At 31.2% G+C, this 16,705-nt stretch carries 17 protein-coding genes; 15 read left to right on the top strand and 2 right to left on the bottom strand.

What is annotated here, in order from left to right:
- Positions 1-61 precede the first annotated feature (61 nt).
- The 6 genes from CLJU_RS19705 to CLJU_RS19680 all read left to right on the top strand — a co-directional run bounded on the left by CLJU_RS19705 (position 62) and on the right by CLJU_RS19680 (position 6,810).
- Positions 62-829 (top strand): ABC transporter ATP-binding protein, encoded by a 768-nt coding sequence (locus CLJU_RS19705; protein WP_013240589.1) that lies wholly within the window; start codon positions 62-64, stop codon positions 827-829.
- Positions 819-2,810, top strand: coding sequence for an FtsX-like permease family protein (locus tag CLJU_RS19700; RefSeq protein WP_013240588.1), 1,992 nt, complete (start codon positions 819-821; stop codon positions 2,808-2,810). The genes CLJU_RS19705 and CLJU_RS19700 overlap by 11 nt, the downstream gene beginning before the upstream one ends.
- Before the next feature lie 79 nt (positions 2,811-2,889).
- On the top strand, positions 2,890-3,561 hold the full coding sequence (locus CLJU_RS19695; protein ID WP_029170057.1) for a response regulator transcription factor: 672 nt from the start codon (positions 2,890-2,892) through the stop codon (positions 3,559-3,561).
- Positions 3,558-4,577, top strand: a complete 1,020-nt coding sequence (locus tag CLJU_RS19690) for a sensor histidine kinase (RefSeq protein ID WP_013240586.1) — start codon at positions 3,558-3,560, stop codon at positions 4,575-4,577. Before CLJU_RS19695 ends, CLJU_RS19690 begins: the two co-directional genes overlap by 4 nt.
- Before the next feature lie 108 nt (positions 4,578-4,685).
- Positions 4,686-5,207, top strand: coding sequence for a DedA family protein (locus tag CLJU_RS19685; protein WP_013240585.1), 522 nt, complete (start codon positions 4,686-4,688; stop codon positions 5,205-5,207).
- Positions 5,208-5,643: 436 nt separating this feature from the next.
- Complete coding sequence (locus CLJU_RS19680) at positions 5,644-6,810, top strand: iron-containing alcohol dehydrogenase (protein WP_013240584.1); 1,167 nt, start codon at positions 5,644-5,646, stop codon at positions 6,808-6,810.
- A 101-nt stretch (positions 6,811-6,911) separates the two neighbouring features.
- On the opposite strand, the gene CLJU_RS19675 is transcribed toward CLJU_RS19680, so the two are convergent.
- Both CLJU_RS19675 and CLJU_RS19670 read right to left on the bottom strand, forming a co-directional pair.
- Positions 6,912-7,463, bottom strand: a complete 552-nt coding sequence (locus CLJU_RS19675) for a TetR/AcrR family transcriptional regulator (protein WP_013240583.1) — start codon at positions 7,461-7,463, stop codon at positions 6,912-6,914.
- Entirely contained in the window at positions 7,460-8,644 is a 1,185-nt protein-coding gene (locus tag CLJU_RS19670; protein ID WP_029170056.1) for an MFS transporter, read from the bottom strand. Before CLJU_RS19670 ends, CLJU_RS19675 begins: the two co-directional genes overlap by 4 nt.
- Positions 8,645-8,904: 260 nt before the next feature.
- Here CLJU_RS19670 and CLJU_RS19665 point away from each other — a divergent pair, with 260 nt between their 5' ends.
- From CLJU_RS19665 to CLJU_RS19625, 9 genes are all read left to right on the top strand, one after another.
- Complete coding sequence (locus CLJU_RS19665; RefSeq protein ID WP_013240581.1) at positions 8,905-9,519, top strand: LysE/ArgO family amino acid transporter; 615 nt, start codon at positions 8,905-8,907, stop codon at positions 9,517-9,519.
- Positions 9,520-9,535: 16 nt separating this feature from the next.
- The gene (locus tag CLJU_RS19660; protein WP_013240580.1) at positions 9,536-10,996 is read left to right on the top strand and encodes an aminotransferase-like domain-containing protein; all 1,461 of its coding nucleotides are present in this window, start codon (positions 9,536-9,538) and stop codon (positions 10,994-10,996) included.
- A gap of 445 nt (positions 10,997-11,441) precedes the next feature.
- Entirely contained in the window at positions 11,442-12,524 is a 1,083-nt protein-coding gene (locus tag CLJU_RS19655; RefSeq protein WP_013240579.1) for a membrane protein, read from the top strand.
- Between the two features lie 4 nt (positions 12,525-12,528).
- Positions 12,529-12,792 (top strand): hypothetical protein, encoded by a 264-nt coding sequence (locus CLJU_RS19650; protein ID WP_013240578.1) that lies wholly within the window; start codon positions 12,529-12,531, stop codon positions 12,790-12,792.
- Positions 12,793-12,975: 183 nt separating this feature from the next.
- Positions 12,976-14,064 (top strand): membrane protein, encoded by a 1,089-nt coding sequence (locus CLJU_RS19645; protein ID WP_013240577.1) that lies wholly within the window; start codon positions 12,976-12,978, stop codon positions 14,062-14,064.
- A 4-nt stretch (positions 14,065-14,068) separates the two neighbouring features.
- Positions 14,069-14,335: a helix-turn-helix domain-containing protein gene (locus CLJU_RS19640; protein WP_013240576.1), complete on the top strand. Its 267-nt coding sequence runs from the start codon at positions 14,069-14,071 to the stop codon at positions 14,333-14,335.
- Between the two features lie 139 nt (positions 14,336-14,474).
- A complete protein-coding gene (locus CLJU_RS19635; protein ID WP_013240575.1) occupies positions 14,475-14,771 on the top strand; it encodes a BMC domain-containing protein in 297 nt (98 codons plus the stop codon).
- A gap of 39 nt (positions 14,772-14,810) precedes the next feature.
- Complete coding sequence (locus tag CLJU_RS19630; RefSeq protein ID WP_013240574.1) at positions 14,811-15,113, top strand: BMC domain-containing protein; 303 nt, start codon at positions 14,811-14,813, stop codon at positions 15,111-15,113.
- An 86-nt stretch (positions 15,114-15,199) separates the two neighbouring features.
- Positions 15,200-16,696, top strand: coding sequence for an aldehyde dehydrogenase family protein (locus tag CLJU_RS19625; protein WP_013240573.1), 1,497 nt, complete (start codon positions 15,200-15,202; stop codon positions 16,694-16,696).
- Positions 16,697-16,705 lie beyond the last annotated feature (9 nt).

Genomic DNA, 16,705 nt, shown 5'->3' with positions numbered 1-16,705 from the left:
TCATCAGATAACAAAATCATTAATGTTTAGAATAGTACTAAGAAAAAAGGGAGATTTATAAATGCAAAATATATTAAGTGTAGAAAAAATTGAAAAGTATTATGGTAGTAAAGATAATGTAACAAAGGCTATAGATAATATCAGCTTTAAGGTAGATGAAGGGGAGTTTGTTGGAATAATGGGACCTTCAGGAAGTGGTAAAACTACATTACTTAACTGTATATCAACTATTGATAATGTTACTGTGGGAAAGATAATAATAAATGATAGTGACATTACCAGGTTAAAATCAAAAGCATTGGACAAGTTTAGGCAAAATGAGTTAGGATTTATATTTCAAGACTTTAACTTATTAGATACTCTTACAGCTTATGAGAATATTGCTTTAGCATTAACAATAAAAGGCGAGAAAATTTCAGAAATAGATGAAAAAATAAAATCAGTAGCTAAATATTTAGAAATAGGACAAGTATTAAATAAATATCCTTATCAGATGTCAGGAGGACAAAAACAAAGAGTTGCTTCAGCAAGAGCAATAGTAACTAATCCATCTTTGGTACTTGCAGATGAACCAACAGGAGCACTGGATTCAAAATCAGCCAGATTAGTACTTGAAAGATTTGAAAGTTTAAACAAGGAGTTGAATACTACCATACTTATGGTTACTCATGATTCTTTTACAGCAAGCTATGCTCATAGAATACTTTTTATTAAAGATGGAAGAATCTTCAGCGAGCTTGTAAGAGGTAATAACACTAGAAAAGAATTCTTTAATAAAATTATAGAAGTTATAACTCTTCTTGGAGGTGATGACAACAATGTATTCTAAGATAGCTATAAACAATATTAAGAAAAGTTATAAGGATTATACGATATACTTTTTAACACTAATACTGGCTGTTTGTATATTTTACAGCTTTAATTCTATAGATTCACAAAAAGCACTTATTGATGTAAAATCTTCAAATGCAAAATACATATCCAGGTTAATGGAAATGATGTCTGGCGTATCAGTATTTGTATCAATGATATTAGGGAGTTTAATATTATATGCAAATAATTTTTTAATAAAGAAACGCAAAAAAGAATTAGGAATATACATGTCTTTAGGTATGGGAAAAGGAAAAGTATCCAGGATATTAGTAGCAGAGACACTTATAGTTGGAATTATATCTTTAATTGTCGGTCTTATATTAGGAATGGGAACATCACAGGTTCTATCTATTTTTACATTAAAATTATTTGAGACTCCTATAAATGAATACAGGTTTGCTGTTTCAACAAGTGCTATAGGTAAGACTATATTATACTTTGGAATAATGTTTTTGCTTGTTATGATATTTAATGTATTTGTTATTTCTAAGTATAAAATAATTGATTTACTAACAGCAGGCAGGAAAAATGAAAATATAAAATTTAAAAATTCATTTACATATTTATTAGCTTTTATTCTATGTGTGGTATTACTTGGATTTACGTATAAATCTATACTAAAGATAGGTTTAGATACAAGAAATCCTATGTTTAAGCCATTAATAGTCCTCTCGGTAGTAAGTACAGTATTATTCTTCTTTAGTTTATCTGGAGTAATGCTATATATAGTAAATAGAAATAAGAATGTATATTTAAAAGGATTGAATATATTTGTAGTAAAACAAATAAGTAGTAAAGTTAATACAAATTTTATATCAATGTCAGTAATATGCTTAATGTTATTTATTACAATACTTGTATTATCTACAGGAATAAGTCTTAAGAAGGATTTTGAAGCAGGGCTTGAAAAAGAGGCACCTTTTGATGCTAGTATAACAGTATACAATAATAGTAAAAAGAACAATTTAGAAGATGTATTAGCTAAGGTTAATTTTAAAACAAGTAAAAATGAAAAGTATGCAGCTTACAATGAATATCTTTCAGGAGTAAAAGTAGGCGGTTTATTATCAATTACAGATGAAGAGCATAAGGATGATAAGGTATCCTTTGTTAAAATATCCGATTATAATAAAATGTTGAAACTGAGAGGAAAAAAAGAAATAAGCTTAAACAAGGATGAGGTTTTACTTATGTCTAACTATAATGAGATGGTTAAGTTAGCTCATGGAAAGCTTAAAAGTAATAAGAAAGTTAATATTAAAGGAAAAGAGTACTTGGTTAAAAACGATAAAATTATAGAAGAAAATCTCGGAAATGATATAGTGCAAGATACTTATTTAACGATAGTTATAAATGATGAAATTCTACCAAAGTCCAATAAAATTTGCAGATCCATACTTAATGTGATGTATTCAAATAAAAATAGGGAACAAAATAATAAAAAATATAGTGAAATACACGAGAATTTATTAAATCACAAGTATAAGGGCTTAAGTATTTCAGATATGAATGCTTATTCAAAGGATGATATTTATTCCAGTGAAAAGGGTGGAACAACAGCAGTATTATTTATAGGAATATATTTAGGGATAATATTTCTAATAACCAGCATGGCAGTACTTGCTCTTCAACAATTATCAGAAGCCAGTGATAGTATAGAAAGATATAAAGCATTAAAGAGAATTGGTGCAAACAAAAAAATGATAGATAAAACAATCTTCATTCAAACTTTTATGTATTTTAGTCTCCCAGTTACGCTTGCGATAATTCATTCTATCATTGCCATTTCAGTAGTTAATGGAGAGATGAGTAAGTTTAATCAAATAGATATTAGATTTTCAGCTTTAACAACAGCGTTATTATTTATCGCAGTTTACGTAGGATATTTCTATACAACATATACAGGATACAAAAATATAGTAAAAAATAATATCTAATATTATAATAATTATTAGGACTATTAAATTTTGTTTGCCAAAGTTTAATAGTCTTCTATATAGAAAGGTAAAGAAAATAATGACAAAAATTATTATTATTGAAGATGATGAAGTTATAAGAGAAGAATTACAAAATTTTTTAATGAAATATGGATACGAAGTGAAAGCTCCTGTAGATTTTAATAATATAATACAATATGTTGAAAATGAGAATGCAAACCTTATACTGCTAGACATAAATCTACCACAGTTTGATGGCTATTATATATGTAGAGAAATACGTAAAACCTCAGATGTTCCCATTATAATAGTTACTAGCAGGGATAGTGATGCAGATGAATTAATTAGTATGAATTTGGGGGCAGATGATTTTATAACAAAACCTTATAATACAGAAATACTACTTGCAAGGATAACAAATATATTAAAAAGAACCTATGGAAACTTAAAAACTAGTAATATATTAAATTACAAAGACTTTAATTTAAATCTTTCAAATGCAACGGTTATTTATAAAGACAAATCCTTAGAGCTAACTAAAAATGAGGTTAAGATACTTTCCTATTTAATAAATAATAGAGGAAGTATAGTAAAAAGAGATTTACTTATGGAATACTTGTGGAAAGTAGACTATTTTGTAGATGACAGTGCTTTAACTGTTAATATTAACAGATTAAGAAAGAAGCTTGAAGAGATAGGAATAAAAAATCCAATAGAGACAAGAAGAGGGTTAGGGTATATAATGCCATGAGTATAGGTGAATTTATTAAAGATAAAATGGCAGTAATATCATGCAATATGCTGATGTTTATTGTGTTATCAGTTATAATGCTTGCTATTAATGTTAACTTCATTATAATTGTATTGTTTTTTTGCATCTGGTTTTTACCACTAATTTCATATATGGCCTTAGAATTTATAAAATATAAAAATTATTATGATGAAATTGACAGTATATTAGAAAAATTAGATAAGAAATATCTGCTTCCAGAGGTAATAAAAGAAGCAAACTTTATAGAAGGTGAAAAGCTTAATTCTATACTTAAAGTGGTAAGCAGAAATATGCATGAGAATGTTAAATATTATAAAGATATGCAGGCAGATTATAGAGAATACATAGAGACCTGGGTACATGAAATTAAGACGCCAATAGCTTCTACAAAACTTATACTTGAAAATAATCAAAATGAAGTAACTAATAAAATAGATTTCCAGATGGATAGAATTGAGGGATTTGTAGAACAGGTACTTTATTATTCACGAAGTAACAATGTGAGTAAAGACTATATTATAAAACAAATTAACCTTGATAATGCAGTAAGAAATGCAGTCAAAAGGAATTATAGAGATTTTATTCATAAGAAAATAAAATTAGATATAAAAGATATTGATGAAATTGTATATACTGATGGAAAATGGGTTGAATTTATTATAAATCAGATAATAGGAAATTCTATAAAGTACTTAAGTAATAAGGAGCCAATGATAATTATATATTCAGCGAAGAAAGCTAATTTAGTAATGTTAACTATAGAGGATAATGGAGTGGGTATAGTAGATAGAGATATAAATAGAGTTTTTGAAAAAGGATTTACTGGTGAGAACGGAAGAAAGTTTAGCAAAAGCACAGGAATGGGACTATATTTATGTGAAAAGCTTTGTTCAAAATTGGGGTTGAAAATTAGTATTAACTCTGATATAAATAAAGGAACTAAAGTTACATTAATATTTCCTTTGTCAGATATGATTGATATATGCAACACTTAAAATGTGATCTAAAATATGTGTGGAAAAATTAAGAAATCCTTTGTGACCATGCAGTAGAGACAATGAGTATAACATAAGGGTTATACTTGTATATGTGAGGTGAAAATTTTGCAGTATGTAATAGGATTATTTAATCATTATGGATACATTGTATTATTAATAGCGTTAATGCTGGAACTTATAGCGTTTCCCTTACCTGGAGAGGCACTTATGACCTATTGTGGATATGTTATTTATAAGGGGAAAATGAGTTTAATTTTAAGTATATTAATTGCTTCACTTGGAGTAAGTATAGGTGTAACTCTATCCTATTTTATTGGAAGAATATTAGGATCAGCTTTTTTCGAAAAACATGGACATTATATTCACATGAATAAAAATAAATTTGATAAGGTATCTCTATGGCTTAAAAAATATGGTAATAAGCTGCTAATTATAGCCTACTTTATTCCAGGTGTAAGGCATGTTACGGGGTATGTTTCAGGCATTGCAGATATGTCATATAAAAGATTTTCAGTTAATGCATATATAGGAGCTCTTATATGGACCACTACTTTTATTTCATTGGGAAGTGTCCTTGGAGTTAACTGGGTAAAATATCATCACTTGTTAGAAGGTATTTGTTTATAGAAAATTTACAGAACAGTGCCTAAAATAAAACAAGAAAAAATTCAACTATCAGTTATCTACTCATAGTGTACAAAAAAGGTGCACTTAATAGATGAAATAGAAATCAATAAAATATAGTATTATAAAAATTTTAATGAAATACAAAGGAATATACGGCTATTATCCAAATAATAACATTACAGAATTATCTGAAGATTGTGTTCTTTATTTGATCAAAACCCTGTTCTTTTTTTGAACAGAGGTACCGGTATTATTAAAGATAAGCATAAAGTTGGAAAAGCTATAAAAGTACCTCGAAGCCTTAACTGGTATGGCTTTGGGTACAATATCTAATGATATAGAAAATTTGAAAAGTAAGTAAGTTGATTGGTACGAATTTTGCTAATGAAATATATGGGAATAAAAATATATGGAAATAAAATTAGGGGGAATAATAATGGAGAGATTTACGTTGCCAAGAGACATTTACTTTGGAGAAGATGCTTTGGGTGCTTTGAAAACGTTAAAAGGTAAGAAAGCTGTAGTAGTTGTTGGAGGAGGATCCATGAAGAGATTCGGTTTCCTTGACAAGGTAGAAGAATACTTAAAAGAAGCAAACATAGAAGTTAAACTAATAGAAGGTGTTGAACCAGATCCGTCTGTGGAAACCGTTATGAAAGGTGCCAAAATAATGACAGAATTTGGGCCAGATTGGATAGTTGCTATTGGAGGAGGTTCACCAATAGATGCTGCAAAGGCTATGTGGCTATTTTATGAATATCCAGATTTTACTTTTAAACAAGCAATTGTTCCGTTTGGATTACCAGAATTAAGACAAAAAGCTAAATTTGTAGCTATAGCTTCTACTAGTGGAACAGCTACTGAAGTTACTTCATTTTCAGTAATAACTGATTATAAAGCTAAAATAAAGTATCCTTTAGCTGACTTCAATTTGACACCGGATATAGCTATAGTTGATCCAGCATTAGCCCAGACAATGCCACCTAAATTAACTGCACATACTGGTATGGATGCATTAACTCATGCACTAGAAGCTTATGTAGCATCAGCTAGATCAGATATTTCAGATCCACTTGCAATACATTCCATAATTATGACAAGGGATAACTTACTTAAATCCTATAAGGGTGATAAAGATGCTAGAAATAAGATGCATATATCACAATGTTTAGCAGGTATGGCATTTTCTAATGCACTTCTTGGTATAACTCATAGTTTAGCACATAAAACAGGAGCTGTATGGCACATACCACATGGATGCGCTAATGCAATATATCTTCCATATGTTTTAGATTTTAATAAAAAAGCTTGCTCAGATAGATATGCTAATATAGCTAAAATATTAGGACTTAAAGGAACTACTGAAGATGAATTGGTAGATTCTCTAGTTAAAATGGTACAAGATATGGATAAGGAATTGAATATACCTTTGACCTTAAAAGATTATGGTATAAGCAAAGATGATTTCAATTCAAATGTTGATTTTATAGCAAAGAATGCGCTCTTAGATGCATGTACAGGAGCTAATCCAAGGCCTATAGATTTTGATCAAATGAAAAAGATACTTCAATGTATATATGATGGAAAAAAGGTAACTTTTTAATATGACCCAATATGACCTCAATATAACCCTAATATAAACTTAATATAATTTTATGAAGCACCAGTTATTAATACAATTGATAACTGGTGCTTTAATAAATATTATTTTATTGATATTCCATATAGGATAATTTTTAATACTTCCTGGATAGCTTCCGAAAATTTCATTTTGTTATCCATTAGAAAATTATAATCTAGAAATGTATCAGCTGTTTGTTCAAGCATTTTGATGAGTATTGGTAAATTAATATCTTGTCTTATTACGCCGCTTGAAACTCCTTCTTCTAATAATTTTTTAATAGCACCAAGTTTATATTGTTTTAATTCCTGGATTTTACCCCATTCTTTTGGATAATATATTTTCGCTTCATTTATTAAATTAATAGGAATCTTGTACTTATGGTTTGAGTATATAATAGAGTGAATTTTTGAAATAAAGTCATTTTGGTGGCTTAAAGAGTTTTCCATATTTTTTTTATCACTTTCCACTACTGTCTTAAAAAACTCCTCTACAATTGCATCTTTACTATTAAAATATTTATAAATAGTTTTTTTACTAATTTTTAAATCTTTGGCTATTTCGTCTATAGTAAATTTTTTTAAACCATGCATTTGTATTTTATTAGCAGCCGTGTCTAATATTTTATCTTTCATAATTTACCTTCCTCTTTTATATTTGATTTACTAAAAATTATTGTAAAAATTCCACCTAGTCCAATAAATATTGTGAGAATCAAAGTTATTCTTTGTGAAAATCCCCACAAAGCTCCTGCAGCAATAGATCCCGCAAAGGAACCAATATACTGAAATGAGTTGAATATACCATTTGCTGTACCTCTTAAATCATCTTTTACTATATTGTTTACATTGGTTGCAAGTATTGTTGTTAGGCACATATATCCACAAAAGAAAAAAATAGTACCTAGAAGCAAAAATATATAAGATGTTTTTTGAAAGTAAAAAAATATACTTAAGGATGAAACTGTGAAGGCTGCAGCAAGGATTATATTACTGCCATATTTTTTCATGTACCTTATTGCCTTTTTCATAAATATTATAGCAATAATTATGGATGGAATAAATATTCTCCACATACCATTTATACCTGTTACGTTACTAAGATAAATAGGAAGTACGTAAAATACTGCCATCATCATAAAATTATTACAAAATGCAGCTTTATTTAATATTATAAAAGTTTTATTTTTAACAAGGATCTTGAAGTTTTCTTTAAATGAATTTTTTATTTTATTAGTATAGTTTTTACTATCTTCTAGGAATAAAAGTATATACAGCCAGTTTACAAATATAAGGAGGGCGCAAATTAAAAACATTTTGTTTACGGGAAGAAAATTATGAATAATAGGGCCAAGTGCAAAAGAAAGGGCAGCTGCACAGGATACAAAAGCACCTAAAATACTTAGGGCTTTTATTTCCTTGTCTTTAGTTACCATACTTGAAACCCAAGAGTATCCAACACCCAGTATTGCACCACTTCCTTGAAGTGCTCTTGCAAAGATAAAAACATATATATTTTTTGCTAAAAAAGCAACTACAAGTCCTATATCAACCTGTAAGATGCCGATAAGCATCATGATTTTATTTCCATACTTATCACTTAAAGCACCAAATGGTATTTGGAAAATTGCCTGTGTAAGTCCAAATATGCCAAGTGCTAACCCCGCAAGAAGAGGAGTATTGTATAAAAGGGATTTACTATAAACGGAAATAAAAGGGGATACAATAGTCATTGCCATTTGCCTTAGTGCTAGAACCAAACTTAACATAATTACGCTTAACATTTCATTATTTTTTGTACTGATATTCTCCATAATTACACCACAAAAGTTATAAAAATATAGCTTCCTTTCATCAAGATTTACACTATGGAAACTTATATGGTACATATGGTTTCCGACTTAAATATTAATATATGGGTATTGATTTGTCAATACAAAGAAAATAAAATCTTTTGGTTGGTATAAATTTTAGATTTTGGTTGAAGACATTGGCATTTTAATAAATATAATTGATTTTATAGGGTTTTTGTTTTTTACTTGGAAATTCTATAATATGAATTTTTAGAGGTGGAAAAATGATTAGATATTTTTTACAAGGATTTTTACTTGGAATTTCTTATGTGGCTCCAATTGGTATGCAGAACTTATATGTAATTAATTCAGCTATAACTGCTAGTAAAAGAGCAGAGGCATTTAGGACAGCTTTTATAACTATATTTTTTGATATTTCCCTTGCACTAACCTGCTTTTGGGGTGTAGGAACCATAATCCAAAAATCAAAGGTTTTGAGATCGGTTGTGCTATTGGTTGGATGCATAGTTGTTATATACATTGGAATAAGCCTTATAAGAAGTAAACCAGATATTGATGAAAAAACTAATATAGAAAAAAACTTAGTTAAAGTAATTATATCTTGCTTTGTTGTGACCTGGATGAATCCACAGGCTATTATTGATGGTTCACTTCTCCTTGGAGGATTTAGGGCATCTCTTTCTTATCAAAGCTCCTGGTACTTTATACTGGGATCATGCATGGCATCAATTTTTTGGTTTACTTCTCTTGCAGCTATTATGTCAATTTTTAAGCACAGTTTTAATGAAAAATCAATTAAGGTAATTAATAGAATATGTGGTATAATAATAATTTATTACGGGGTAAGACTTGGTTTTAATTTTATATTATCAAAATAAAAGGATTTGAATATGTATGTTAAACATTGATTGGAAACCGGATAAAAAATCTTGTATTTCTATGTACAGGCAAATTGTAAATTATATAAAGGAGAAAATAGGAAATGGAGAGTGGACTGTAGGAGAAAAGTTACCATCACAGAGAGAATTGGCAGAAAAATTTGAAGTAAATAGAAGCACTATTGTAGAAGCCTTAGACGAGTTAAAAGCTGATGGTTTAATTGAGGGAAAAAGTAAAAAAGGTACCAGAATTATAAATAATACTTGGTCCTTGATGGCTTCTATGCTGCCAGGTAGTTGGGAACCTTATATAAAAAGTGGAATACACAAACCTAACCTCCATACAATCCAAATTATAAATAAGATGGAGTATAAGGATAATATAATAAGGCTTGGTACAGGTGAACTTTCTCCTGAATTATTTCCAAAAGATATGATGAAGAAGGTATTTAAAACTGTGTCCAATAATATAACTTCTTTAAGCTATGAAATGGCTAAGGGTTCACTTAAATTGAGAAAGGTTATAAGTAAGTATTTAAAAAAGTTTCATATAAATGTGTCACCGGATTCAATACTAATTGTTTCAGGTTCACTTCAAGCTCTTCAGTTGATTTCAATGAGCATACTAAAGCCTGGTTCCAAGATACTTGTGGAAAAACCATCATATATAAAATCACTTCATGTATTTGACTTTTCCGGAGTTAGTTTTAGTGGAATATCTATGGATGCAGATGGAATTAAGTTAAATGAAATTTTAAAAAATATAGATAGAAATACATCTCTTCTATATACTATTCCAACATTCCATAATCCTACAGGTATATTAATGCCGCAGTATAGAAGAAACAAGCTATTGGATTTATGTAATAAAGAGAGAATTCCAATTATTGAAGATGATGCTTATAGGGAATTATGGTTGGATGAAATACCACCTTATCCAATAAAAGCAAAAGATGAAAATGGAATAGTACTTTATATGGGTACTACATCGAAATCAATGGCAGCAGGAATAAGAATAGGGTGGGTTGTTGCGCCGGAAACTGTTGTTGAGCGACTTGGAGATGTTAAAATGCAAACGGATTATGGTGCAAGTTCCATTTCACAGTATGTAACTGCGGAATGGATAGAAAGTGGATTTTATGAAATATATTTAAAAGAACTGAGAGAGAAACTTAAAATAAGGAGAGAAATTGCATTAAATGTTCTTGAAAAATATTTTTTTAACATGGCTAGTTGGAATGTGCCAAAAGGAGGATTTTATATATGGTTAAAGCTTAAAAATAAAATAGACATGAAAAAACTTTTTTATAAATGTTGTAAAAATGGAATATTAATAAATCCAGGATATATATACGATTTTACTAAAAATTATAATATAAGGATATCCTATTCCTATGCTTCTCTTTATGACTTGGAGCTAGGACTCAAAAAGCTTTCGCAAATAATCAGAAGTTTATCTGATAGCTGCTATTGCTAACACTCCCATGGACATAGTGAAAGCGACTATGAAAGTGGGGTATAAGCACTGCTGCGCGTCTAGATATGTACTGCAAGCAGATTACATAACATTTTGTATAATTTTTAACAATTCTAGAAGTGGTAGGCATAATCTTCTGTCTTATCGCAAAATGCACCTCTTTATTCTAAATTATTCACAAAGTAAGATAATTCCTTTAATATTTTATTGAAAAAAATTAATACTATTAATACAATAAGGTAACGATAGTACAAAAAAATAAAAAAATAAGCGGATATTGTCCAAATAACATATGTCGCTTTATGCCATGAAAAGATCTTCTATTCGTTTACAATAAGTAATGTATTAATATATTAATATTACAAAAGCGTCTTAATCTGAAATTCGCATTAAGATGAGGCCTCTCATCAAATAACAATATAATAAAATAATTGGAGGTTTATTTATGGAATTGTCAATGGATGCAGCTTTGGCGGCTGCTAAAAAAAAGGTAAAATCAAGTTTCTTTAAAAAAGGTATTGCAATTGGTTTATTTTCAGGAATTTCATATGGACTATATTCAGCATTTTTGACATTAGCTACAACAAAGGGAGTTTGGAGTGACTGGTATGGTGCAAATACAGCAGGTTTAACAGCACTTACTATTGCATATGTACTTGGTGCACTTAGTAGTGGAATAAATGATACTGCTAGTGCAGTTTGGGCATTAATTGCTGCAGCTGGTAGAGGTAAATTGGGTGATTTCTTTAGATGTCTCAATAGTAAACCAGGACGATTGATTATGGTAGCTGCTCTTATGGGAGGACCAGTTGCTACTACAGCTTATGTTGTAGCTCTAAAGATGGCAGGTTCACTTGCTGTTCCAATTTCTGCTCTTTGCCCAGCTATTGGTGCTATATTAGGTAGAGTTTTATATAAACAAGAATTAAACAAGCATATGATTGTAGGTATTCTTATCTGTGTTTGTGCAAGTGGTTTGATTGGTCTTCAAAGTGTTACTGGAAATGCACCTGCAGGAGCAGGATTAGGTATGGTTATCGCTCTTATTGCTGCACTTGGATGGGGACTAGAAGGTTGTATAGCTGGTTATGGTTCATGTATGGTAGATTCAGAAATTGGTATTGCTATTCGTCAGACAACATCAGGTCTTTCAAATTTAATTATATTTATTCCTATTATATCTGTAATTGTAGGTAATAATGCAGGTCTTGCATTTCATCTTACTGCTAAAGCATTTACAAGTGGTCCTGCTATGATTTGGCTTGCTATAAGTGGCCTTTGCGCTTATCTGTCATTTATGACTTGGTACAAAGGTAATAGTATGACTGGTACAGCTCTTGGTATGGCAACTAATGGAACATATTCATTTTTCGGACCATTCTTCTGCTGGATTATACTTGGCGTAATTTTCGGAATATCAGGTTGGTCAATGGCTCCTATAGTATGGTTCTCTGCTATATTAATGGCAGTTGGTATTTTCGTAATTGCTGTAAATCCAATAGATTTATTTAGAAAACAGGAGGATTAATTGTATGAAACCACTAAATTATGCTATTTTAAAACATTTTACAAAAACTAAAGAAGCCTGTGCAGATGATGTTATTGAAGCTTTAAAAGGTGACTACGGCGATTTTAAAGGACTTAAAAAAGGTGCTGTAATTGAAGCATTAATGACAGCTGAAGCTAATGGACTTCTTGAAGAAACAAGATCTATATTGGACAAGTCAGGTGATTTAGTTGTTTACTATCATGCAAATGAAGAGGGAGCAGCTACAATTAATAAATACATTGATTAAAGTCAATACTATTAGTGCAAGAAAATAACTATAGTACAAGAACTCCAAAAAACTAGCAGATATTATGCATTAAAATATGGCATTTTGTACCATGAAAAAATGCTCTAATGAGTTAATATATCATTAGATTGCAAAAAACGTTTTCATCAATCTAGTTTTTTAATATGAGGAGGAATTTTGTTTATGAGTGAAATGACAGGAGCGGTTAGTGCATCTGCAATTGCTGCTAAAAAAAAGTTATCATCACAATTTTTTAAAAAAGGTATATCAATTGCTATATTTTCAGGTATTATGTATGGATTTTATTCAGCATTTTTGTCATTAGGTATGACTAAGGGAGTTTGGGGTGACTGGTATGGAGCTAATAAAGCAGGATTATCCGCTTTTGTTATTACATACGTATTGGGTGCCCTTGGTAGTGCAGTAAATGATTCTTGTAGTGCTATATGGGCAATGCTTTATGCAGGTATTAAAGGTAAGTTTGGAGATTTCTTGAGATGTATTAATACCACCCCAGGCCGTGTAATGATTTTGGCAGCCCTTATAGGAGGACCAATTTCCAGTACAGCTTATGTTATCGGTCTTCAAATGGCTGGTTCAATAGTTATTCCTATTACAGCTCTTTGTCCGGCTATTGGTGCTATATTAGGTAGAATATTATTCAAACAAGAATTAAATAAACGTATGATGTTAGGTATAGTTATTTGTGTTGCTGCTAGTTTTATGATTGGTAGTACAAGCATTACAGGAAGTGCTCCTAAAGGTGCTCTTTTAGGTATTGCTATTGCTTTCATAGCAGCTCTTGGTTGGGGTTTTGAAGGCTGTGTAGCTGGTTTTGGTACATCTATGATTGACTCTGAGATTGGTATTACTATTCGTCAGGCAACATCAGGTATTTCAAACTTAATTATATTAATACCTATTATGGGTATGCTTGCAGGTAGTGTTAAGCTTTCAACTGGTCTTGTATTTCAGGCATTTACAAGTGGATCTGCTATGATTTGGTTTTCCATGAGTGGTCTTTGTGCATTTGTTTCATATATGAGTTGGTATAAGGGTAATAGTATGTGTGGTGCAGCTCTTGGTATGGCTTGTAATGGTACTTATTCATTCTGGGGTCCATTCTGTTGCTGGATAGTACTTGGTGTAATCTTTGGCAAATCAGGTTGGTCAATACCTGCTATTGGTTGGATTGCTGCAGTACTCATGGTATTAGGTATTTTAGTAATTTCCATGAATCCACTGGATTTATTCAGAAAAAAGGAGGATTAATTGTATGAAACCACTTAATTATGCTATTTTAAAACACTTTACAACAGTTAAAGAAGCTTGTGCAGAAGACGTTATTGAAGCTTTAAAAGGTGACTATGGTAATTTTAGAGCACTTAATAAAGATGCTGTAATTGAAGCTTTAATGACAGCTGAAGCTAATGGTCTCCTTGAAGAAACAAGATTTGATGAGGATAAATCAGGTAATTTGAGAGTTTATTATCACGCAAATGAAGAAGGAGCAGCTACAATTAATAAATATATTAAAGACTAATAACTTGGATTCCATAAGTTCAAATTATTAGTTCAAATAATAAATAAACATTTTCAAGCAAAGGTAATTGAATCAAAATTGCATTTAATTGAAAAAGATCCATACTGCGTAATTGCGTATAGAGGAGGAGGGTAATGAAATGAGGTATTATGGCGAAGAGGCATTAGGCCTTATTGAAACATTAGGGATGGTTCCTGCAATTGAAGCAGCAGACAAAATGCTGAAGGCTGCTGACGTTGAACTTATATCATATGAAAATATAGGTTCCACTCTTGTTACAATTATGGTAAAAGGTGATGTTGCTGCTGTTAGAGCATCTGTGGAAGCAGGAGCTGCTGCTGCTGCAGCAATAGGAAAATTGACAGCACACAATGTTATGCCAAGACCAATTAAAGGTGTTGGGGACATTGTTTCAGTACATGACATCGATGCATAAAAATATAGTAAAAAATATGATAAAGGAAAGGGAAAACAGATGAGCAAATATGTAGCTTTAGGTTTAGTAGAAACATTTGGTTTGGTTTTTGTTTTAGAGGCTGCAGATGCAATGTGTAAAGCTGCAGATGTTGAATTAATTGGCTATGAAAATGTAGCTTCCGGTTATATTTCTGTATTGGTTGCCGGGGATGTAGGAGCTTGCAAAGCAGCTGTAGAAGCTGGAGTAAAAGCTGTAAAAGATATGGGAACTGAAGTTTATAGTTCAGTTGTTATTGCAAGTCCACATCCAGATCTTCAGAAAATCACCAAACGTTATACAATTGAAAATTTACTTCCTTAATATGTGGATGTTATGATCTACCACATAAAATAGAAAAGTACAGAAATTGAGTACTTAGTTAGTAAAAATGAAAGGGAGAGTTAGAAATGAATATTATTGATAATGATTTGCTCTCCATCCAAGAATCCCGAATCCTTGTGGAAAATGCTGCACGAGCACAAAAAATGTTAGCAACCTTTCCACAAGAAAAGCTAGATGAGATTGTTGAACGTATGGCGGAAGAAATCGGAAAACATACCCGAGAGCTTGCTGTAATGTCACAGGATGAAACTGGTTATGGAAAATGGCAGGATAAATGCATCAAAAACCGATTTGCCTGTGAGTATTTGCCAGCTAAGCTTAGAGGAATGCGATGTGTAGGTATTATTAATGAAAATGGTCAGGATAAGACCATGGATGTAGGTGTACCTATGGGTGTAATTATTGCATTATGTCCTGCAACTAGTCCGGTTTCTACTACCATATATAAGGCATTGATTGCAATTAAGTCTGGTAATGCAATTATCTTTTCTCCACATCCTAGAGCAAAGGAGACAATTTGTAAGGCGCTTGACATCATGATTCGTGCAGCTGAAGGATATGGGCTTCCAGAAGGAGCTCTTGCATACTTACATACTGTGACGCCTAGTGGAACAATCGAATTGATGAACCATATTGCGACTTCTTTGATTATGAATACAGGTGTTCCCGGGATGCTTAAAGCAGCATATAATTCTGGGAAACCTGTTATATATGGAGGAACTGGTAATGGACCAGCATTTATTGAACGTACAGCTGACATCAAACAGGCGGTAAAAGATATTATTGCTAGTAAGACCTTTGATAACGGAATAGTACCATCAGCTGAACAATCTATTGTTGTAGATAGCTGTGTTGCATCTGATGTTAAACGTGAGTTGCAAAATAATGGTGCATATTTCATGACAGAGGAGGAAGCACAAAAACTAGGTTCTCTCTTTTTCCGTTCTGATGGCAGTATGGATTCAGAAATGGTTGGCAAATCCGCACAAAGATTGGCTAAAAAAGCAGGTTTCAGCATTCCTGAAAGTAGCACAGTGCTAATTTCAGAGCAGAAATATGTTTCTCAAGATAATCCTTATTCCAAGGAGAAACTTTGTCCGGTACTAGCTTACTACATTGAAGATGATTGGATGCATGCATGTGAAAAGTGTATTGAACTGCTGTTAAGTGAGAGACATGGTCACACTCTTGTTATACATTCAAAAGACGAAGATGTAATTCGCCAGTTTGCATTAAAAAAACCTGTAGGTAGGATACTTGTTAATACGCCTGCTTCCTTTGGTAGTATGGGTGCTACAAGTAATTTATTTCCTGCTTTAACTTTAGGTAGTGGATCGGCAGGTAAAGGTATTACCTCCGATAATGTTTCACCAATGAATCTTATTTACGTCCGCAAAGTCGGATATGGCGTACGGAATGTAGAAGAGATTGTCAATACTAATGGATTGTTTACAGAAGAAAAAAGTGATTTGAATGGAATGACAAAAAAGTCAGACTATAATCCAGAGGATATACAAATGTTACAGCATATTTTAAAAAAAGCTATGGAAAAAATTAAATAGTGTACAGAT

Source organism: Clostridium ljungdahlii DSM 13528, from assembly GCF_000143685.1.
GTDB classification, from domain to species: domain Bacteria; phylum Bacillota; class Clostridia; order Clostridiales; family Clostridiaceae; genus Clostridium_B; species Clostridium_B ljungdahlii.
This window is presented reverse-complemented; position numbering and strand designations above follow the sequence as displayed.

What these genes read in the sequence shown, in the direction of transcription:
- CLJU_RS19705 (WP_013240589.1), top strand. Translation starts at nt 62, where the DNA reads ATGCAAAATATATTAAGTGTAGAAAAAATTGAAAAGTATTATGGTAGT.
- CLJU_RS19700 (WP_013240588.1), top strand. Translation starts at nt 819, where the DNA reads ATGTATTCTAAGATAGCTATAAACAATATTAAGAAAAGTTATAAGGAT.
- CLJU_RS19695 (WP_029170057.1), top strand. Translation starts at nt 2,890, where the DNA reads ATGACAAAAATTATTATTATTGAAGATGATGAAGTTATAAGAGAAGAA.
- CLJU_RS19690 (WP_013240586.1), top strand. Translation starts at nt 3,558, where the DNA reads ATGAGTATAGGTGAATTTATTAAAGATAAAATGGCAGTAATATCATGC.
- CLJU_RS19680 (WP_013240584.1), top strand. Translation starts at nt 5,644, where the DNA reads ATGGAGAGATTTACGTTGCCAAGAGACATTTACTTTGGAGAAGATGCT.
- CLJU_RS19675 (WP_013240583.1), bottom strand. Translation starts at nt 7,463, where the DNA reads ATGAAAGATAAAATATTAGACACGGCTGCTAATAAAATACAAATGCAT.
- CLJU_RS19665 (WP_013240581.1), top strand. Translation starts at nt 8,905, where the DNA reads ATGATTAGATATTTTTTACAAGGATTTTTACTTGGAATTTCTTATGTG.
- CLJU_RS19660 (WP_013240580.1), top strand. Translation starts at nt 9,536, where the DNA reads ATGTTAAACATTGATTGGAAACCGGATAAAAAATCTTGTATTTCTATG.
- CLJU_RS19655 (WP_013240579.1), top strand. Translation starts at nt 11,442, where the DNA reads ATGGAATTGTCAATGGATGCAGCTTTGGCGGCTGCTAAAAAAAAGGTA.
- CLJU_RS19650 (WP_013240578.1), top strand. Translation starts at nt 12,529, where the DNA reads ATGAAACCACTAAATTATGCTATTTTAAAACATTTTACAAAAACTAAA.
- CLJU_RS19645 (WP_013240577.1), top strand. Translation starts at nt 12,976, where the DNA reads ATGAGTGAAATGACAGGAGCGGTTAGTGCATCTGCAATTGCTGCTAAA.
- CLJU_RS19640 (WP_013240576.1), top strand. Translation starts at nt 14,069, where the DNA reads ATGAAACCACTTAATTATGCTATTTTAAAACACTTTACAACAGTTAAA.
- CLJU_RS19635 (WP_013240575.1), top strand. Translation starts at nt 14,475, where the DNA reads ATGAGGTATTATGGCGAAGAGGCATTAGGCCTTATTGAAACATTAGGG.
- CLJU_RS19630 (WP_013240574.1), top strand. Translation starts at nt 14,811, where the DNA reads ATGAGCAAATATGTAGCTTTAGGTTTAGTAGAAACATTTGGTTTGGTT.
- CLJU_RS19625 (WP_013240573.1), top strand. Translation starts at nt 15,200, where the DNA reads ATGAATATTATTGATAATGATTTGCTCTCCATCCAAGAATCCCGAATC.